Origin of the sequence: Pseudomonas sp. B23(2017) (genome assembly GCF_002113725.1) — a bacterium.
GTDB classification, from domain to species: Bacteria; Pseudomonadota; Gammaproteobacteria; order Pseudomonadales; family Pseudomonadaceae; genus Aquipseudomonas; species Aquipseudomonas putida_Z.
The window spans coordinates 127923-144422 of record NZ_NEJM01000010.1 but is presented as its reverse complement, the minus strand read 5'-3'; the positions used below and the strand labels follow the sequence as shown (position 1 = coordinate 144422).

Annotated in this window: 13 protein-coding genes; 8 read left to right on the top strand and 5 right to left on the bottom strand. The window is 60.2% G+C overall.

All coding sequences use genetic code 11. The features are described from left to right. Positions 1–7: 7 nt before the first annotated feature. The 4 genes from CAG46_RS17305 to CAG46_RS17290 all read right to left on the bottom strand — a co-directional run bounded on the left by CAG46_RS17305 (position 8) and on the right by CAG46_RS17290 (position 4663). A complete protein-coding gene (locus CAG46_RS17305; RefSeq protein WP_085616590.1) occupies positions 8–1165 on the bottom strand; it encodes an iron-containing alcohol dehydrogenase in 1158 nt (385 codons plus the stop codon). A 218-nt stretch (positions 1166–1383) separates the two neighbouring features. Beyond that, a complete protein-coding gene (locus CAG46_RS17300; protein WP_085616587.1) occupies positions 1384–2259 on the bottom strand; it encodes an alpha/beta fold hydrolase in 876 nt (291 codons plus the stop codon). Continuing rightward, positions 2256–3782, bottom strand: a complete 1527-nt coding sequence (locus CAG46_RS17295) for an NAD(P)/FAD-dependent oxidoreductase (protein WP_085616585.1) — start codon at positions 3780–3782, stop codon at positions 2256–2258. The genes CAG46_RS17300 and CAG46_RS17295 overlap by 4 nt, the downstream gene beginning before the upstream one ends. A gap of 302 nt (positions 3783–4084) precedes the next feature. Further along, positions 4085–4663 carry a TetR/AcrR family transcriptional regulator gene (locus CAG46_RS17290; RefSeq protein WP_085616583.1) on the bottom strand — a complete coding sequence of 193 codons (579 nt, stop codon included), beginning with the start codon at positions 4661–4663 and terminating at the stop codon, positions 4085–4087. 388 nt (positions 4664–5051) lie between these two features. Between CAG46_RS17290 and CAG46_RS17285 the strand changes: the two genes are divergently transcribed. The 7 genes from CAG46_RS17285 to CAG46_RS17255 all read left to right on the top strand — a co-directional run bounded on the left by CAG46_RS17285 (position 5052) and on the right by CAG46_RS17255 (position 14012). Continuing rightward, positions 5052–5939, top strand: a complete 888-nt coding sequence (locus CAG46_RS17285) for a phytanoyl-CoA dioxygenase family protein (protein ID WP_054905268.1) — start codon at positions 5052–5054, stop codon at positions 5937–5939. Positions 5940–6010: 71 nt separating this feature from the next. Beyond that, the gene (locus CAG46_RS17280; protein WP_054905267.1) at positions 6011–6226 is read left to right on the top strand and encodes a hypothetical protein; all 216 of its coding nucleotides are present in this window, start codon (positions 6011–6013) and stop codon (positions 6224–6226) included. Positions 6227–6403: 177 nt separating this feature from the next. Continuing rightward, complete coding sequence (locus CAG46_RS17275) at positions 6404–7051, top strand: hypothetical protein (RefSeq protein WP_143492640.1); 648 nt, start codon at positions 6404–6406, stop codon at positions 7049–7051. Between the two features lie 505 nt (positions 7052–7556). Continuing rightward, a complete protein-coding gene (locus CAG46_RS17270) occupies positions 7557–8945 on the top strand; it encodes a DUF1329 domain-containing protein (RefSeq protein WP_371917555.1) in 1389 nt (462 codons plus the stop codon). 24 nt (positions 8946–8969) lie between these two features. Next, the gene (locus tag CAG46_RS17265) at positions 8970–10616 is read left to right on the top strand and encodes a DUF1302 domain-containing protein (protein WP_371807309.1); all 1647 of its coding nucleotides are present in this window, start codon (positions 8970–8972) and stop codon (positions 10614–10616) included. A gap of 8 nt (positions 10617–10624) precedes the next feature. Then, positions 10625–13039 carry an RND family transporter gene (locus tag CAG46_RS17260; protein ID WP_085616578.1) on the top strand — a complete coding sequence of 805 codons (2415 nt, stop codon included), beginning with the start codon at positions 10625–10627 and terminating at the stop codon, positions 13037–13039. A 10-nt stretch (positions 13040–13049) separates the two neighbouring features. After that, entirely contained in the window at positions 13050–14012 is a 963-nt protein-coding gene (locus CAG46_RS17255; protein WP_085616576.1) for a YCF48-related protein, read from the top strand. Positions 14013–14128: 116 nt separating this feature from the next. Here CAG46_RS17255 and CAG46_RS17250 read toward each other — a convergent pair whose 3' ends face one another. Beyond that, complete coding sequence (locus CAG46_RS17250) at positions 14129–14998, bottom strand: phytanoyl-CoA dioxygenase family protein (protein ID WP_085616574.1); 870 nt, start codon at positions 14996–14998, stop codon at positions 14129–14131. Positions 14999–15236: 238 nt separating this feature from the next. Between CAG46_RS17250 and CAG46_RS17245 the strand changes: the two genes are divergently transcribed. After that, positions 15237–16490 (top strand): CdaR family transcriptional regulator, encoded by a 1254-nt coding sequence (locus tag CAG46_RS17245; protein WP_218191470.1) that lies wholly within the window; start codon positions 15237–15239, stop codon positions 16488–16490. Positions 16491–16500 lie beyond the last annotated feature (10 nt).

Here is a 16500-nt window from a genome sequence, read left to right as displayed (position 1 = left end):
ACAGCCCTCACGCTACGAAGTGGTAAGCAGTGGCGACGATTTCACGGTAGGTTTCCACGGTCATCTCCTTCGCATTACTGCCATCGGAGAAGTTCTTCTTCGACTTTTCAGCGATGGTCAGGAAGTCTTCCTCGCGCACGCCTTTCACCTCGGCGAAGCGGGGGATGCCCAGGTCCTTGCTCAGCTGGAACAGGTAGCCGACGGCGGCCTCGGCGGCCTCGGCCGGCGAGAGGTTGGGGTCGATGCCCAGTGCGTAGGCGACTTGCGCGTGGCGAATGATGTCGGCGTCGCGGTTATGACCGAACACAAAAGGCAGGAAGATCGCGTTGCCGACGCCGTGTGGCGTGTCGTACATGCCACCGATGGCTTCGGAAATGCAGTGCACGCTACCGACGTCCGCGTTACCGAAGGCCATGCCGGCGATCAGGCTGGCCACCAGCATCTGCTCGCGGGCGTGCAGGTTGCCGGGTTCCAGCACGGCGGGCTTGAGGTGTTGGCTGATCAGGCGGATGGCATGCAGCGCCAAGCCGTCGCTGATGGGGTTCGACACGCGGCAGGTGTAGGCTTCGATGGCGTGGGTCAGGGCATCCATGCCGGTTGCGGCGGCGATCGACGCGGGCAGCGTGTCGAGGATATGAGAGTCAAGCAAGGCCAGGACTGGCCCGAGTCGGTAATCATGCACGCTCATCTTGTAATGACGGGCGGTGTCGGTGATCACCGAGAAGCAGGTCACTTCGCTGCCGGTGCCAGCCGTGGTCGGAATGGCAACGATAGGCGGGATGGCATGGGTGAGCGTGAACGACCCTTCGTAGTCCTCGATCCGACCCTCATGGCTGAGCAGCAAGCTGATGGCCTTGGCTGCATCCATGGCACTGCCCCCGCCTACGGCTAACAAGCCATCGATACCTTTGCCGCGATATCGCTGCGCGATCTGATTGACGTCCTCGCTGCGCGGATTGGCCTTGATGTCCGACACTTCCTCGAAGGCGATGCCTGCCTTCTCCAGGCTGGCGTAGACGCTTTCCAGCAGGCCCGCCGCCTTGACCCCCGGATCGGTCACGATGAGCACGCGGGCCAGGCCAAGTGAGTGCAGGTGTTCACCGGTGCGCTCGCGCAGACCAGGTTCCATCACGATTTTGCTGGGGAGTAAAAACTTGAAGTCCATACGTACCTCTTGCTCAATTGTTGTCATTGTTGAAAGGGCAGTAGAGGAGCACCTGCGCCAGGCCGTGGATAACAGCTCAAGCGGGTGATGTGTGGCCTGGCATTTCGCGCAAGCCAGCATTTTGTTGTTCTTGGTTTTGCTTGAACCTGGTCGAAGGCCTCCTTCGGGGGGTAAAAAGAGGGGCGGCCAAGCTGCACGCCCCTGAAAGGGTGATCGTGCTACAGCATGTGTCCTGCCAACAGGGACAGCAGCGTGCCGGACAGGCAAGGTGGGAAGTCGTGCCCCATCCCTGGCAGCAGCACCAGGCTGGAACCACGGATAGCTGCTGCCGTGGCGTACCCGCCGCTGGTCGCGACCATGAGATCTTCATCGCCATGGATGACCAGGGTGCGGCAATGAACCCGTTGCAGTTCCTGGGTGCGGTCGCCGGAATTGATGATCGCGCCGATCTGCCTGGCCGTGCCGATGTTGCTGGCCTCGCCACCGCCTCGCTCCCAGGCCAACAGGGCATAGTCACGGAAGGCGGGCTCATTCCACTCCAGGGTCGAGCCGATCAGGCGCATGATGTCCAGGTAGTCGCGAACGCTTTCCTGCTCGCTGCGTGGCGGGCGGCGCAGTAGCTGCCGGATAGCCTTCAACGCCGGCTGGCCGACGCGCAGCGAGCCGGTGGTCGAGAAGATCGAGGTGAGCGTCCTGATACGCTCGGGGTAACGGGCGGCAAGGGTCTGGGCGATCATGCCGCCCATCGACATGCCCACCACGTGCGCCGTTGCCAGGTTCAGGCCGTTCATGAGCCCGATCACGTCGTTTGCCATATCACCCAGGTCATAGCCGGGGGTGCGCTTGCGCAAGAACTGCTGCATGGCCGTGGGAGGCACCACATCGGTGAAGAACGACCGCCCCGAGTCGCGGTTGTCCAGCGTGATGACGCGAAACCCCCGCTCGACCAGGCCGGCGATGATCGGTTGCGGCCAGTAGGTCAATTGCAGCCCCAGGCCGACGATGAGGATGACCGCAGGCGCCGTTTCGAGCCCGTGGCTGCGATAGCAAAGAGGGCGCTTGCCAGGCAGTTCGCAGAAGCGGTCGGGGCTCATCCGCGGCTACCCTGTTGTTGCAGCTCGACGTTCGCGCACAGGGGCGTGCTGGGTACGGAGGAGAACTCCAGGCATTTGTCAGCCACAGCGCCGCGGCGCAGGAGTTTGGTATCGCGGAAGTAATCCATCGACATCACCCAGGGCTCGCTTGGCCCTTGGCGCGGAATGCTGTCCAAGGCGCGTTGCACATAACCGGCACCGAAATCCAGCAGAGGGCGGGTCTCGATCCCGTCTGGCGCCCGGGGTTCGCAAACGTTGTAGCCGTGGTTGTCCATGAAACCCAGCAAGCGACAGAAGTGATCGCACAGCAGGCACACTTTCAGGGTCCAGGAGGAGTTGGTGTAGCCCACCGCGAACGCGAAGTTGGGTACACCGGATAGCATGGTTCCTTTGTAGGCGAGAGTGTCGCTCAGCACCACTGGCTTATCGTCCTTGTACAGACTGATCCCTCCGAACATCTGCACATTCAGCCCCGTGGCGGTAATTACGATGTCAGCTTCCAACGCCTTGCCGGATTTCAGCAACAGGCCGGATTCGGTGAACCGCTCGATATGGTCGGTGACGATGTCGGCCTTACCCGCGCTGATCGCCTTGAACAGATCGCCTTCAGGTACCGTGCACAAGCGCTGGTCCCAAGGGTTGTAGGGCGGATTGAAATGGACGTCGACCGGGTAGCCTTTCGGCAGCTCCTTGCGCGTCAGCCACAACAGCAGTTTGCGGGAAAGCTTGGGGAAGCGCTGGCAGAAGGCCCAGAAGGCCAGGGTGATCCTGGCGTTCTTGTAGCGTGTCAGAGAGTATGCGGTTTGCTCGGGCAGGACCTTGCGCAGAAACGCCGCAACCGCATCATTGGCTGGTTGGTTGATGATGTAGGAGGGCGTACGCTGCAGCATGGTGATGCTGGCGACTTTGTCCGCCATCGCCGGAATCAGGGTCACTGCCGTCGCGCCGCTGCCGATCACAATGACACGTTTGCCCGTGTAATCCAGGTTCTCTGGCCAGTGTTGCGGATGAACGATCTGCCCCTTGAACTGTTCGGCTCCCTCGAAGCGGGGGCTGAATCCTTGGTCGTACCTGTAGTAGCCGCCCGCGCTGAACAGCCAGCGACATTCGATTGTGCGGGCCTGTCCCAGGTGACCGTCCTCCACCCGCACCGCCCATAAGCCCTTGTCCGTTTGCCAGTTCGCCGAGATGACTTTCTGCTTGTACTGGATCAAGGACTCCAGCTCATGCTCGTCGATCGCTTCACGCAGGTACTCGAGAATGTCTGCGGCGTCCGCCAGGGATTTCGCCTTGGTCCAGGGCTTGAAGTCGAAGCCGAAGGTGTACAGGTCGGAGTCCGAGCGGATGCCGGGATAGCGGAACAGGTCCCAGGTGCCGCCCATTCGCTCACGAGACTCGAGAATCGTGAAGGTCTTGTGAGGCTGATGGCGTCGCAGATAGGCGGCCGCGCCGATGCCAGACACACCGGCTCCCATGATCAATATATCGACTGGCTCAACCGGAAGAGCAGTGTGCGAGGACATAGGACTTCCCATTATTGTGTTATAGGGGCTGATCTTTTGACTTGATCATTTGACCATGATGAGACGACAGATTACCCGGGGCAAGGTGCAAAATGCACCGAGAAGCAATTTTTTTGGGACGATTTGAACCTGGTGAGATTGGGGTAGGGGGTATTGTGCGTCGGGCGACTCCAGGTTTTGGCGTCGTTATGACAGGGCGGTATGTGGGTTTTGTGGCAAGAGGCGACAGTCCGTTTGTCTGTCAGACCCTATGGATACCGGATTGCCGTGTCACACCGGACCACGGCAATCTGAATGACGTCTCAGTAGCTGGCCACCAGCAGCTTAACCGCCTGGCAGGCCGTTTCTGTCTCAGCCTCCAGGCGTTCGAGGTTGCCGTGTGCGGTCCAGGAGAGAAGCAAACCATCGAAAAGGTTGATGAGCAGCCGACTGACTGTGGTGAGTGCGGCCTGATCCAGCGCATCGCCGGTCGCCTTCTGGATGGCCTGTTGGGTGGCTTCGATGGAAACGGTATAGATCTTCGCTGCCATTTCCGGGTCATTGCGCAGGTTCCAGAAGAACAGCTCGAACTGGGTTATGGCCCGTTCGGGGTGTGCAATGAACCACTTGACCAACTGGCGCAGCATTTCCCCTACCGATTCGGCGGGGAGAGCGTTTGCCGGAGCCTGCAGCGATTGCTGCGGCATGGCGATCAAGGACTCGTAGACCGCATAGAACAAGTCTTCCTTGGTGTGAAAAACGTAATGCAGCGAGGCCAGCGGCGAATCTGCCGCTGCCGCGATGCGCCGCGTCGTGGCGTTGGCTATGCCGTGTTCTGCGATCACCTTGATGGTCGCTTCAATGAAATCCTGTCTGCGTTCTTCCGCGCCTATCCGAGCCATTCAAGCGTTCTCCCCTTTTGGCCTTGCGCCAACCGCCGGGTCCGGCGTCGGCGGTGACGAATGCTATCGCAAAGTCATGGCCCAATCCATGAGATGAGTCGATGCACCCCTTTCCGTCTGCGGTCTTGCCGTCGGTATCTGGCTATCGCCCAGAGGCAGATGCTGACTGCCGTACCTCACTTAGGCCGGGACAGTGGCGAGATGGTAAAAAACCCGATCAAATGACTTGATCAAATGACTATATTCGATAATCATGGCAATGCCGAGCAGATCATTACGGGCTTCGGCAGCGGCATAAGAGGTTGCTGTGGTGGTTGCGCCGGTGGGACGAGGCGGTTGCCCGGGCTCGCTGGATAGAACAATGAAAAACCGGACAGGTAGAAGGCAGATGGATACACAAAAACTCTCGACGGTCAGCAGTGATGCGTCGGTGGAACAAGTGGTGGAAATCATTCGGCGTGACGGCGGGGTCATCATTGCTGATTTCGTCTCGCCAGAGACGCTCAAGTGCCTCACCGAAGAGCTGGACACCTACTTGAATGTCACGCCCTGCGGAGAAGACCCCTATTTCGCAGGCATGCAGACCCGTCGTATCGGTCGCATCATCGGGCGAAGCGATACGGCGGTGGAGGTGGCACTAAACCCGTTGTTCATCGGCGCGGCCAGGCAGATCCTGCAGACACCGACCCATGTCTGGGTGGGCAGCGACCGCATCGAGATGGCACCTGACATTCAACTCAGCATTACCCAGGCCATTCAGATCGGCCCGGGCCAAGGCCTTCAGCCCCTGCACCGCGACGATGCCACCTCGCTGTGGCGACATCCCCAGTTCGGGCGCGAGGCCCGTCTGCAGATCATGCTGGCCATCTCGGACTTCACCGAAGAGAACGGTGCCACGCGCGTTATTCCGGGCAGTCATCAATGGGATGACGAGCGCGGGCCGACCCAGGAAGAAACCATCGCCGCCGAGATGAAAGCAGGCTCTGCGCTGTTGTGGCTGGGGTCGGTCTATCACGGCGGTGGCGCCAATACCACAGCGTTTCCTCGTACTGGTCTGACCATGGCCTACGACTTGGCCATCCTGCGCCTCGAAGAAAATCACTTCCTTTCCATTCCCATTGAACGGGTTCGCCAGCTCCCCGCAGAAATGCAACGCCTGCTGGGCTGGAGTGTGAGCTCCACGCTGCTGGGCTGGGTGGAAATTGATGGCCAGATGCGTGACCCACAAGAGCTCTTGGGCATGCCTGCTTTTTCCGAACCGGGAAAAGGCTTCTGAGATCCTGAGTTTACACAGCCTGCTGCGTATTGAATTTCTGCCCTTTTGGGCGCAACCAAGGAGATGACACCATGGCGTTCTCAATCGACTCGAAAGTTGGCGAGCTGCTGGATAACAGCACTACGAGCCAGATCCTTGAAAAGCACCTGCCCGGTATCGGTAAACACCCACAAATTGGCATGGCCCGTGGCTTTGCCTTAGTGACGGCGGCAAAATATTCTGGCGGGTTTATTTCTCAGGAAACGCTGAATAAAATCGACAGCGACCTGAGGTCTCTGGTCGACTAATCGCGGCCATGCTGACCTGCTCGTATAACTTAAGTTACCGGTGCAGGTCAAATAATTCAGCCCGTATTTCCCCGCTGATTGGGTTTGCAATAGTCGTCCGATTGGTTGCCGATTTCGACATGCAGTGTGATGTCGATCCTCAGATTGAGAGAGGCTGTTCTCGTGGAACTGATAGAAGTGAGTATCCTGGGCTCATGTATATTGCTAATCATCTGTGGCTTGTATTATGGGGCGGCATTCATCGGGCGAAGAAATTATCTGCTCGGCGGAGAGTTTTTGATTGTCGGGATATCCGCAACGAATTTCGCGATCTTCCTCGTTACGGGCTGGCTGGCAAATTATAACGTTGCCATATTCCTCGATGCTTTTTCCCGGGGCGTTGGAATTCCTGTTATTGCAACGCTTGGCTTGATGGCGGTAACGCACGATTACAAGCCGTCCCCGGTGAATGACATTGTGTTTTTCCTGGCGGGCTTTACGGTTGCAGCCATTTACTTCATGTCGAGTTCATTCAAGCAGTTCCTGCCTTATTTTTATATGGTGATGTGGCTGGCTTACACAGCGTACCTGGCCTATTTCATTTGGCGACTGGTTTGTGCCAGAGAGCTTCTGCATGCGCTGGCTACCACCTTGGGCGGAGTGGCGGGGCTAACGATAGCATTCCGGTATGACTTCTTTCCGATTCCGGGTGACGATTCAAAGGTGGTATTCATGACCTTTGCTTTCTTGACTTGGTCGTACTCGATTGTGCAATCGTTCTATGCCTATGGTGCACTTCAGCGTTCTAGAAGTGCCTCAGTTGAGGCGTTACTCAATGTTCGTTGAATTGAGCGGCGCAGGTGCGTCGTTGTGCCGCCAATCCCTTGATTCGAAGTAACTCCATGTCGGGCCATAGGCCCGCTTCTTTACCGCCTCCAGGGGCGGTTTTTTTATGGGTAATTGATTCATTTCCATGGTTGGGTTTTCAATGGAAATATTTAAGGCTTGCTCAATGTAAACGGCAGCTTGCAATGGGTAAGTATAATTAGCAATGCATCATGGTTGGGCATGCGCTGGTAACACATGTTTCTTTACTTCCCATTAAGGTGCAGGCATCTGAGGAACATAGATCGCCACTATCGACTAAACACCTGATTTATCTAACTTAATCATTCCACGAGACTTCTGGCATGTGGATTGCTTTCTGATCACCCGACATGGTCACGTGACCATGTCAAATGATCAGCTTGCGATAGGTGCCCATTTCCGTGTGGATGGTCGGGTTGCCGGTCCAGGCCCTTTGTTCGAGGAGCCTCCAATGAAAGAAGTATCTACAGGGCAGAAAGACGACATGTCCGCCGGCTGTATTTTCAGGCAGCTGCTGGTTACCCTCGCGGTATCGACCGCGATGTGCTCGGTACAGGCCGCACCCCAGGGGGCCGGGGAGCTGGGTTCGAAGCTGACGCCATTGGGCGGTGAGGTGGCTGCTAGTTCAAGCGGGGATATTCCGGCCTGGACTGCTCCGGGGCCGCAAGGGGGGGGCTGGAGCTATGGCCAGGTGCGGGGGGACCACTGGAAGTTCAAGGATGACAAACCCCTCTACAGCATCGACTCGAATAGCGTGGCGCAGTATGCGAGCAAGCTGTCCCCCGGCCAGCTCGAACTGTTCAAGAAGATTCCGGGCTATCGCATGGAGGTCTACCCGACCCGCCGCACCTGTGGCGTACCGGACTTCGTGGCGGATAACACGCGGCAGAACATTGGCTTCGCCAAGCTCGACTCCACAGGGGTTGCCCTCGAGGACGCCCATGTGCCGGGCATCCCGTTCCCTCTGCCCAGTACAGGCGCAGAGGTGATGTGGAACATGAAGATGCGCTATCGCGGCCTTGGTGTCGAGATTCCCAAAAGCATTTCAGGCATTTCGCCGCGCAAGGGTGGGGAGTGGTTACGCCAGTCGTCAGACACCTTTTTCTTCACGCCCTGGGGAAAGAAAGGCAGTGCACTTTTTTCGTCCATTGGCCGCTTGGAAAACGCCACGTTCTCCAGTTACCGGGAGCCAGCGGCGCTGGCCGGCCAGGCTGGTGTGCAGACGACTGTAGCCGGCGAGCAGGCCACCACCTTCTACTATTTCCCCGGCCAGCGTCGGGTCAGGCGCATGCCATCGTATTCCTACGACGCTCCGCAGATCGGGCTGGACAACCAATACACCGTCGATGAGGCGAACGTGTTCTTCGGAGCCATGGACCGCTTCGATTGGAAACTGATCGGCAAGCAGGAGCTGCTGGTGCCGTACAACGCCTTTGGCGCCTATGACACCGCAGCCAAGGTGGAAAGCTTCGGCGGCGACGATTCCATCGCGCCACAGTCGCGCCGCTACGAATTGCATCGTGTCTGGGTCATCGAGGCCAATGTTCGCCAGGGCATGCGCCACCAAGCACCCAAGCGCCTGTTCTACATCGACGAGGACAGCTGGAACCCGTTGCTGGCCGTTGACTATGACAAGCAAGGGCAGATCTGGAAGGTGCGTGAAGGGTTCTCGATCCCCGTCTACGAGACCGGCGCGTGCGATGTGCAGGCCCAGGTCCAGTACAACCTCGCCGATCATCGTTACCTGTTCGACATGACCTCGATCGGCGCGGGCAAGAACGATATTCGCTGGCTCACCGAAGACAGTGGCAACCCTCGCCTGAAACGCGACTTCTTCACCTCCGACAACCTGCGAGCCATCAGCGAGCGCTAAACCGACGCCAGATCGAGAGCCCACATGAAAAAAATAATTACGAAAGCGTCAGGCCTTGTCATCGTGTGCGCAACCCCACTGGCAATGGGGTTCACCTTTGAAACCGAAACCCTCAATGGCTCCTTCGACTCCACGATCACCGCAGGCATGGGCCTGCGTACCGAGTCGCGGGGCTGCAACCTGATCAACCAGGGGCCGACCGGGCACAACGTGCCCTCCGGCTGCCTGGCGCAGAGTTCCGGCGTGGCGGACCAGGGCGACCTGAACTACGACCGCGGCGACATGTTCACCAACTACCTCAAGGGTACCCATGAGCTGTTGCTGAAGATGCCCGAAGACTTCACCTTCATGGCGCGCGGGACCTGGATCCGCGACTTCGCTGCCACCGATACCACCGGCACGCTGTCGTTCAACACCCCAGAGAGCGTCGGCAGCAACGGGCTGAGTGACGACGCCCGCGACGACCTCGCCTTCAAGGCTCGCCTGCTGGACCTGTGGGTGAGCAAAGGCTTCGACATGGGCGGGCAGCGGGTCCGCGCGCGCCTGGGCAACCAGGTGATCAACTGGGGTGAAAGCCTGTTCGTGGCCGGTGGCATCAACAACACCAACGCCTACGACTACCAGGCCCTGGCACGTCCCGGCGTGCAGCTCAAGGAGGCCGTGCTGCCCGCGCCGATGCTCAGTGTCGCTTCGGGCCTTGGCTCGGGTGTCAACGTCGAGGCCTACTATCAGTTCCGCTGGAACAAGAGCGAGTTGCCGCCGGTGGGCAGCTACTGGTCCACCAACAACGCGCTGGGTGAGGGCAGGGGGGACTACGGGTTCTCCGAGAAGGACGCCCGCGACAGCGGCCAGTGGGGCCTTTCGCTGCGCTGGCAACCAGAGGACAGCGACATAAACTACGGCTTCTACGTGATGCGTTATCACGACAAGTTGCCGTCATTGCGCGTCGCCATTCTTGACCCGGACACCTTCGCCGCTGCCCCCACCTGGGAGTACCAGGAAGACCGGATGATGTATGGCATCAGTGCCAACATGCCGATCGGTGACTGGGCCGTCGGTACGGAGCTTTCGTACCGGCCGAAGGATTCGGTCATGCTCAACCCGGTCATCGACCTGTGCTCCAGCAATGGCGGCAAATGCTGGAAGGACGAAAAGAAGTTCCAGTGGCACCTCACCGGCCTGTACAGCTTCACGCCTTCGAACTCCCCGACGCTGCTCGACTTCACCGGAGCCAGCACGGGCACCTTGCTGTCCGAGCTGGTGGTCATCAAATACCCAGGGCTGCATGACGAGGTCAATGGCGAGCCACTCGCTGCGGGGCTCAATACCTGGCAGCTGGACCCTGCGACAGCGCCCAAGCCCCGTGGCGACAAGACGTCCTCTGGCATCAACCTGGACTTCAGCCTGACCTATGACGGCACCTTGCTGCCGGGCTGGCAGGTCACGCCAGGTGTCTTCTATTCGCGCTCGCTGGGGGGCAGGACGCCGAACCTGAGTGCGACCTTCACCGAGGACGCGAGCAGCATGAACCTGTATCTGAACTTCGTGCGAAACCCGGCCAGTTGGCAGATCTCCCTCAACTACGCGAAGTTCATGGGCGGCGACACGCCCTACGACCAGCTTTATCGTGACCGCGACTATGTCGGCATCGCGATTTCCCGCACCTTGTGAGGCCCGCCGTGAACGGTTCTGTAAAGTTATCCGAAGCCCCGGCACGTGGCCTGCTGTCACGTGTCGAGGGTGTGTTGTTCGGGCATCGTCGTCTGGTGCTGGCGAGCCTGGCGGTGTTCACGCTGATCATGGGCTGGTTCGCCGTGCAACTGCGCATGGATGCAGGCTTTGAAAAGCAACTGCCGGTAGGCCACGAATACATCAAGACATTCGAGGCCTACCGCAACGACCTGCTGGGAGCGAACCGGCTGACCATCGTGGTCAAGGCCCGACAGGGCGATATCTGGAGCGCCCCGGGCCTGAAGCGGCTGTATGACGTCACCCAGGCGGTGACCTTCCTCCCGGGGGTTTCCCGCAGCAGCGTGCGTTCGTTGTGGACGCCCAATGCCTTCGTCAACGAAATCACCGAAGAAGGTTTTCGCGCTGACCCACTGGTACCAGGAACGGTTTCGCCCGAGCACCTGGATGACCAGGTCATCGCGACGATCGCCAGCTCCACCGCCCAGGGTGGTTTCATCGGCACGCTGGTTTCCCGGGATCAGAGCAGTGCGATGATCACGGTGGAACTCAACGAATACGACACCAATGGCGCGCACCTTGACTATGTGGCGTTCAACCACAGGCTGGAGAAAGAGATCCGCCAGCAATTCGAGGATGGCGATTTCGAAATCCAGATCATCGGTTTCGCCAAGCAGATCGGTGATATTGCTGACGGGGCTTCAGCCGTGCTGGAGTTCTGTCTGCTGGCGTTGCTGCTGACGGCGGGGGCGGTGTACTGGTATTGCCACTCGCTGCGCTTTACGCTGCTGGCGTTGGTCTGTTCGCTGGCCTCGCTGGTGTGGCAGTTCGGCAGCCTGCGCCTGTTGGGGTACGGGCTCGACCCGTTGGCGGTGCTGGTGCCCTTCCTGGTATTCGCCATCGGGGTGTCTCATGGCGTGCAGCAAATCAACTTCATCGTCCGCGAGATCGCCATCGGCAAGAGCGCCGAAGCGGCGGCGCGTACGAGCTTTACGGGGTTGCTGATTCCCGGGACGCTGGCGCTGGTGACCGCGCTGGTTTCCTTCGTGACGCTGCTGTTGATCCCCATTCCGATGGTGCGGGAGCTGGCGATAACGGCCTCGCTCGGCGTGGCCTACAAGATCATCACCAACCTGGTGATGTTGCCGTTGATGGCGTCGCTGCTGAGTGTCGATGACAAGTACGCAGCCGCCCAGGAAGTGTCCCGGCAGCGCCGCACCCGCTGGCTGCGTGGCCTGGCCCGGCTCGCCGAGCCGCGCAGGGCACAATGGGTGCTTGGCATTGCCTTGATGGTATTCCTGGTGGCGATCTGGCAAAGCCATGACCGTGTCGTTGGCACGCTGCAGGCGGGCGCGCCGGAGTTGCGCGAGGACGCCCGCTTCAATCGCGATGCGGTCTCCATCGCCGGCAACTACGACATTGGCCTGGACTGGCTCAGCGTGGTGTTCGAAGTCAACAAGGAGCCCTCTGGCGAAGACAGCCAGGTGGCCTGCGAAGATGTTGCCCTGGGCCAGTACCAGGATCGCTTCGTGTGGACCATGCAGGGGGTGCCCGGTGTCCTGTCGGTAGCGTCGCTCTCCAGCAACATGCGCCAGTTCAATGAGGGCTACAACGAAGGCAACCCGAAGATGGCGGCGGTGCCCATTGACCCGATGAACTATGCCGCCCTGGCTACCGAGGTTGCGCGCACGCCCGGGCTGATGCGCACCGACTGCAGCATGTCCGCAGTGCACCTGTACCTGGCCGATCACAAAGCCACCACGATCAACCGGGTAGTGGATGCCGCCAAGGCATTCCGCAGCGAATACCCCCTGCCAGGCATCTCGGTGCGCCTCGCTTCGGGCAACGCCGGGGTGCTGGCAGCCATCAACGAAGAAGTGGAAAAAAGCGAAACACCCATGCTGCTTTATGTCTATGCCGCCATCGCATTGCTGGTGTTCGTGGTGTATCGCGACTTGCGGGCAGTCCTGGTGTGTTGCCTGCCGCTGACCATCGGCACCTTCATTGGCTACTGGTTCATGAAGGAGCTGCAGATCGGACTGACCATCGCCACCTTGCCGGTGATGGTGCTGGCGGTGGGCATCGGCGTCGATTACGCCTTCTACATCTACAACCGTCTGCAACTGCACCTGGCTCATGGGCAGTCGATTACCAAGGCCGTGGAATACGCGCTGCTCGAAGTGGGTGTCGCCACTATTTTCACTGCCATCACCCTGGCTGTGGGCGTGGCCACCTGGGCCTTCTCGGAACTCAAGTTCCAGGCCGACATGGGCAAGCTGCTGGCCTTCATGTTCATCGTCAACATGGTCATGGCCATGACCGTGCTGCCGGCCTTCGCCGTGTGGCTGGAGCGGGTATTCCCACGTAAGCGCCCCGTGCGCATGATTGGCGCGCTGGTGCACTGAGGAGAGAAGCATGAAGTTCAGGGTTTCATTCACCGCAGCCTTGCTCGCAGCAGCAGTGCCGCTGATGTCTCTTCAGGCCGCGCCGTTGCAGGCCGTACCGGCCGTACAGGCGAGCAATGCCACGCAGGCCACCATGCTGGCCGCCGGTTGGGCGGGGGCGCGCATGGTGGCCGTGGGCGACCACGGTGTCGTGCTGTTGTCCGACGATCAGGGCATGCAGTGGCGCCAGGCGAGGTCGGTACCGCTGTCCACGCCATTGACGGGCGTGTCTTTCGTGGATGCCAAACGCGGCTGGGCGGTTGGCCATTGGGGCGCGATCCTGGCCACCACCGATGGCGGGGAGTCCTGGCAGGCCCAGCGACTGGCCACCGAAGAAGACCGGCCACTGTTCGCGGTGCACTTCTTCAATGCCCGGCAGGGTGTTGCAGTAGGCCTCTGGTCGTTGGTGCTGACGACCGAAGATGGGGGCCAGACGTGGGCTGAGCAGCCGCTGCAGGCTCCGCCGGGGGCCAAGCGGGCCGACCTCAACCTGATGGGGTTGTTTGCCGACAGCCGCGGCAGGCTGTACGCCACGGCCGAGCATGGGCAGGTGCTGCATTCCGAAGACCAGGGGAAGAACTGGCGTTACCTGGATACCGGCTACGAAGGCACCCTGTGGTCTGGCGCAGTACTGGCCGATGGGCGTCTGCTGCTGGGTGGCCAGCGCGGCACCCTGTTGCAGGGTTCAGCGGACGGCAAGGGCTTTCGCCGAGTGCCAACGCAAAGCAAAGGCTCTGTCACGAGCGTAGCGGTAGCGGGATCTCGTGTGTTGGCGGTCGGGCTGGATGGGCTGAGCGTGCAGAGCAGCGATGGCGGGCACAGTTTTCAGGAAACGCAGACCGCTGATGGCCTTTCACTGACGGCGGCGTTGTTCAACGCCGAGGGCGTACCTGTCTTGTTTTCACGCCGAGGGGTTATGCCCTGCCAGGAGTGAAGGGCCGACCACTCGCTCAGAGGCCAGGCATCGCAAAGCGATGCCTGGCCTGTTTCCTTGCCTGGGCGTCTGGGTGGTCGTGGCACCATCAGGCCCAGGCAAGTCAACGCTGGACGCTAGAGCTGAAGGTAATCCGCCAGGTCTGCGTAGTTATGTTGCCAAAGGCCAGGGCTGCCATTGGGGTATTGGGAGCGGAAACCGAGAATCTTCTGGACCCGTGGAGAAAGCGTGCGTACCAGCTCGAGCGGCACGATCAACGGGTAGGCTTCTTCAGGCGTGATGATCGAAGCCTGCATAGGGATGGTCAGCCCGCGACGGTAATGGTCGGCGGTCACGTTGGCACCGCCGCCATGAACGACTTTCCCGCCGAACAGCATGGCATCGCCGGCTTTCAACAGGGCGGGGATCGTCATCTCTGGGGTGCCTTTATCGTAAAAGTCATCCCAGTCCTGGCTCCCGGGGATCAAGCGAGTGGCGCCGTTTTCCTCGGTGAAATCGGTCAGCGCCAGCATCAGGTTGGTGATGGCGCGTGGCGCATGCCTGTTCATGGCCACGAACGGTTGGTACTGCATCATGTCACGGTGCAGCATTTGCGCTTTGTTGCCTGGGCCGATCTCGATCAACTGGGCCGTGGTCAGCCACCAGTCACCGCAGTCCGGGGCGTACAGCACGTTCCCCAGTTCGTGAAAGAGGTCGTCATCGAGAATTTCCTCACGAAAGGTCTTGCTGTGAGTGACGAGGTTGGTAAGCCGTTTGGTCTGGTGACCATGGAACTCGGCGATCAGCGCGTGCTCGTGCCTGGAGCCGGCATCGAGCGCGGCCAGGGGGGCGTCGAGTTCGCTGTTGATTCGTGCGACTTGTTCAGGGGTCATGAAGTTGCGGATGATCACGGCACCTGCCTGGTCGCTCAGCTGCGCAATTTCTTGCGCGCAAGTCGAGCGGCTTACAACTGGCAGGCTTGGCGTGGAGTCACGAGAGGCTGACATTGAGAACACTCCGGATTGAAAGGAACGGTTGCGCAGGCGGGTTGACGTTTGGTCAACGGGCATCAGGAAACAGGCCTGCTTGCTACTGCGCTAAACCCAGGAAAGGGACATGGAGCGCCACGGTGCCTCCTTGTTCTTTTTGTTCAGGCAGTGCGTTCATGCTAGGTTTGCACTGGCCCTGCGCCAAGGTACGAACTGCACCATTTTTCAGCCGATTTTTGAGTGATTTGCACCGCCCATGACCAGCACGCCATCGCCCTGGCCACGCCCCTCGGAAGCCGTTCGCGAGCTTATGCGCAAAGGCGCCGAACTCGCTCAGGCGCTGCCACCTGAGTGGGTCGAGCGGCTGAACCAGTCACTGTTCTCTTCACCCAAAGATGCCAGGTTGCTGGAGGACCCGGTTATCCTCGCGTCGTGCCGGCGCGCCAACCGGGCAGAGTTGCTGCATTGGGCCAATGCCAACCTGCAGCGCCCTGGTGAGCCGGTGGAGCCCTACGTGTCTGCTGACATGGTGGACACGGCCAGGGAGCTCGCCCGCAGGGGGCTGTCGGAGCTGCTGATGAATGTTGCAAGGTCGACACAGAACGCAGCCTGGGACCTATGGATGAAGATGGCCTTCAGCCTGACGCAGGATCCCGTGGTGCTCGAGGAATTCCTGAAGGTCTCGTCGCGTTCGATCTCGGAATTCATCGACAGCAACATGCGTGTGGTGACGCAGATCATCCTCGAAGAAAAGAGCGCCCACGCCCATGATGATCCTGTCGATAAACGCAGCCTGGTCAGCCGGCTGCTCGATGGCAGGGATGTGGACGCGGAGCAGTTCGGCAGGCGACTGGGCTACAGCCTTGCGCAGAGACACCATGCCTGCCTCGTCTGGAGCGAAACCCCGGACGCCGAGATTCGCCCCCTGGAAGATATGGCGCGTGCGCTGGCGCAGCTCACGGGCACGGTAGCGCCCCTGATCGTATTTGCGGGCACTGCGACCCTGTGGGCCTGGAGCAGTGCGGCAAAGCCGCTGGACCTGAACCTGCTGCAAGGCGTCACTCGACAATTTCCCAAGATTCGCGCGGCAATCGGTTCGGCGGGCGCGGGGATGAATGGGTTCCGGCGCTCGCACCTGGAAGCCTTGACCACCCAGCGGTTGATGGGCCGTTTGGCGGGTTCCCCCGCCGTTGCCACGATCGATCAGGTGAGGATGGTGTCGTTGATGACCCAGGATGCCCGCGCGGCCAGGCAGTTCGTCTTGAGCACCCTGGGGCGCCTGGCGACCGAACCCACGGTGCTTCAGCATTCGTTGCACGCCTTCCTGGCCAACGGCTGCAACATCACCCAGACCGCCGAGGTGCTGGGCACCCATCGCAATACCTTGCTGCGCCGACTGGAGCGCGCCCAGGACCTGCTGCCTGTCCCGCTTGCCGATCATCGCATCCAGATCGCCGCCGCTCTTGAGCTGGTGATCTGGAGTACGCCGCTCGATGGCGACGAGCAATAGCAGTTATCCC

Coding starts and splice junctions, on each gene's coding strand:
- CAG46_RS17245 (WP_218191470.1), top strand. CDS start 15,237: ATGACCAGCACGCCATCGCCCTGGCCACGCCCCTCGGAAGCCGTTCGC.
- CAG46_RS17295 (WP_085616585.1), bottom strand. CDS start 3,782: ATGTCCTCGCACACTGCTCTTCCGGTTGAGCCAGTCGATATATTGATC.
- CAG46_RS17300 (WP_085616587.1), bottom strand. CDS start 2,259: ATGAGCCCCGACCGCTTCTGCGAACTGCCTGGCAAGCGCCCTCTTTGC.
- CAG46_RS17305 (WP_085616590.1), bottom strand. CDS start 1,165: ATGGACTTCAAGTTTTTACTCCCCAGCAAAATCGTGATGGAACCTGGT.
- CAG46_RS17290 (WP_085616583.1), bottom strand. CDS start 4,663: ATGGCTCGGATAGGCGCGGAAGAACGCAGACAGGATTTCATTGAAGCG.
- CAG46_RS17250 (WP_085616574.1), bottom strand. CDS start 14,998: ATGTCAGCCTCTCGTGACTCCACGCCAAGCCTGCCAGTTGTAAGCCGC.
- CAG46_RS17280 (WP_054905267.1), top strand. CDS start 6,011: ATGGCGTTCTCAATCGACTCGAAAGTTGGCGAGCTGCTGGATAACAGC.
- CAG46_RS17265 (WP_371807309.1), top strand. CDS start 8,970: ATGAAAAAAATAATTACGAAAGCGTCAGGCCTTGTCATCGTGTGCGCA.
- CAG46_RS17270 (WP_371917555.1), top strand. CDS start 7,557: ATGTCCGCCGGCTGTATTTTCAGGCAGCTGCTGGTTACCCTCGCGGTA.
- CAG46_RS17255 (WP_085616576.1), top strand. CDS start 13,050: ATGAAGTTCAGGGTTTCATTCACCGCAGCCTTGCTCGCAGCAGCAGTG.
- CAG46_RS17285 (WP_054905268.1), top strand. CDS start 5,052: ATGGATACACAAAAACTCTCGACGGTCAGCAGTGATGCGTCGGTGGAA.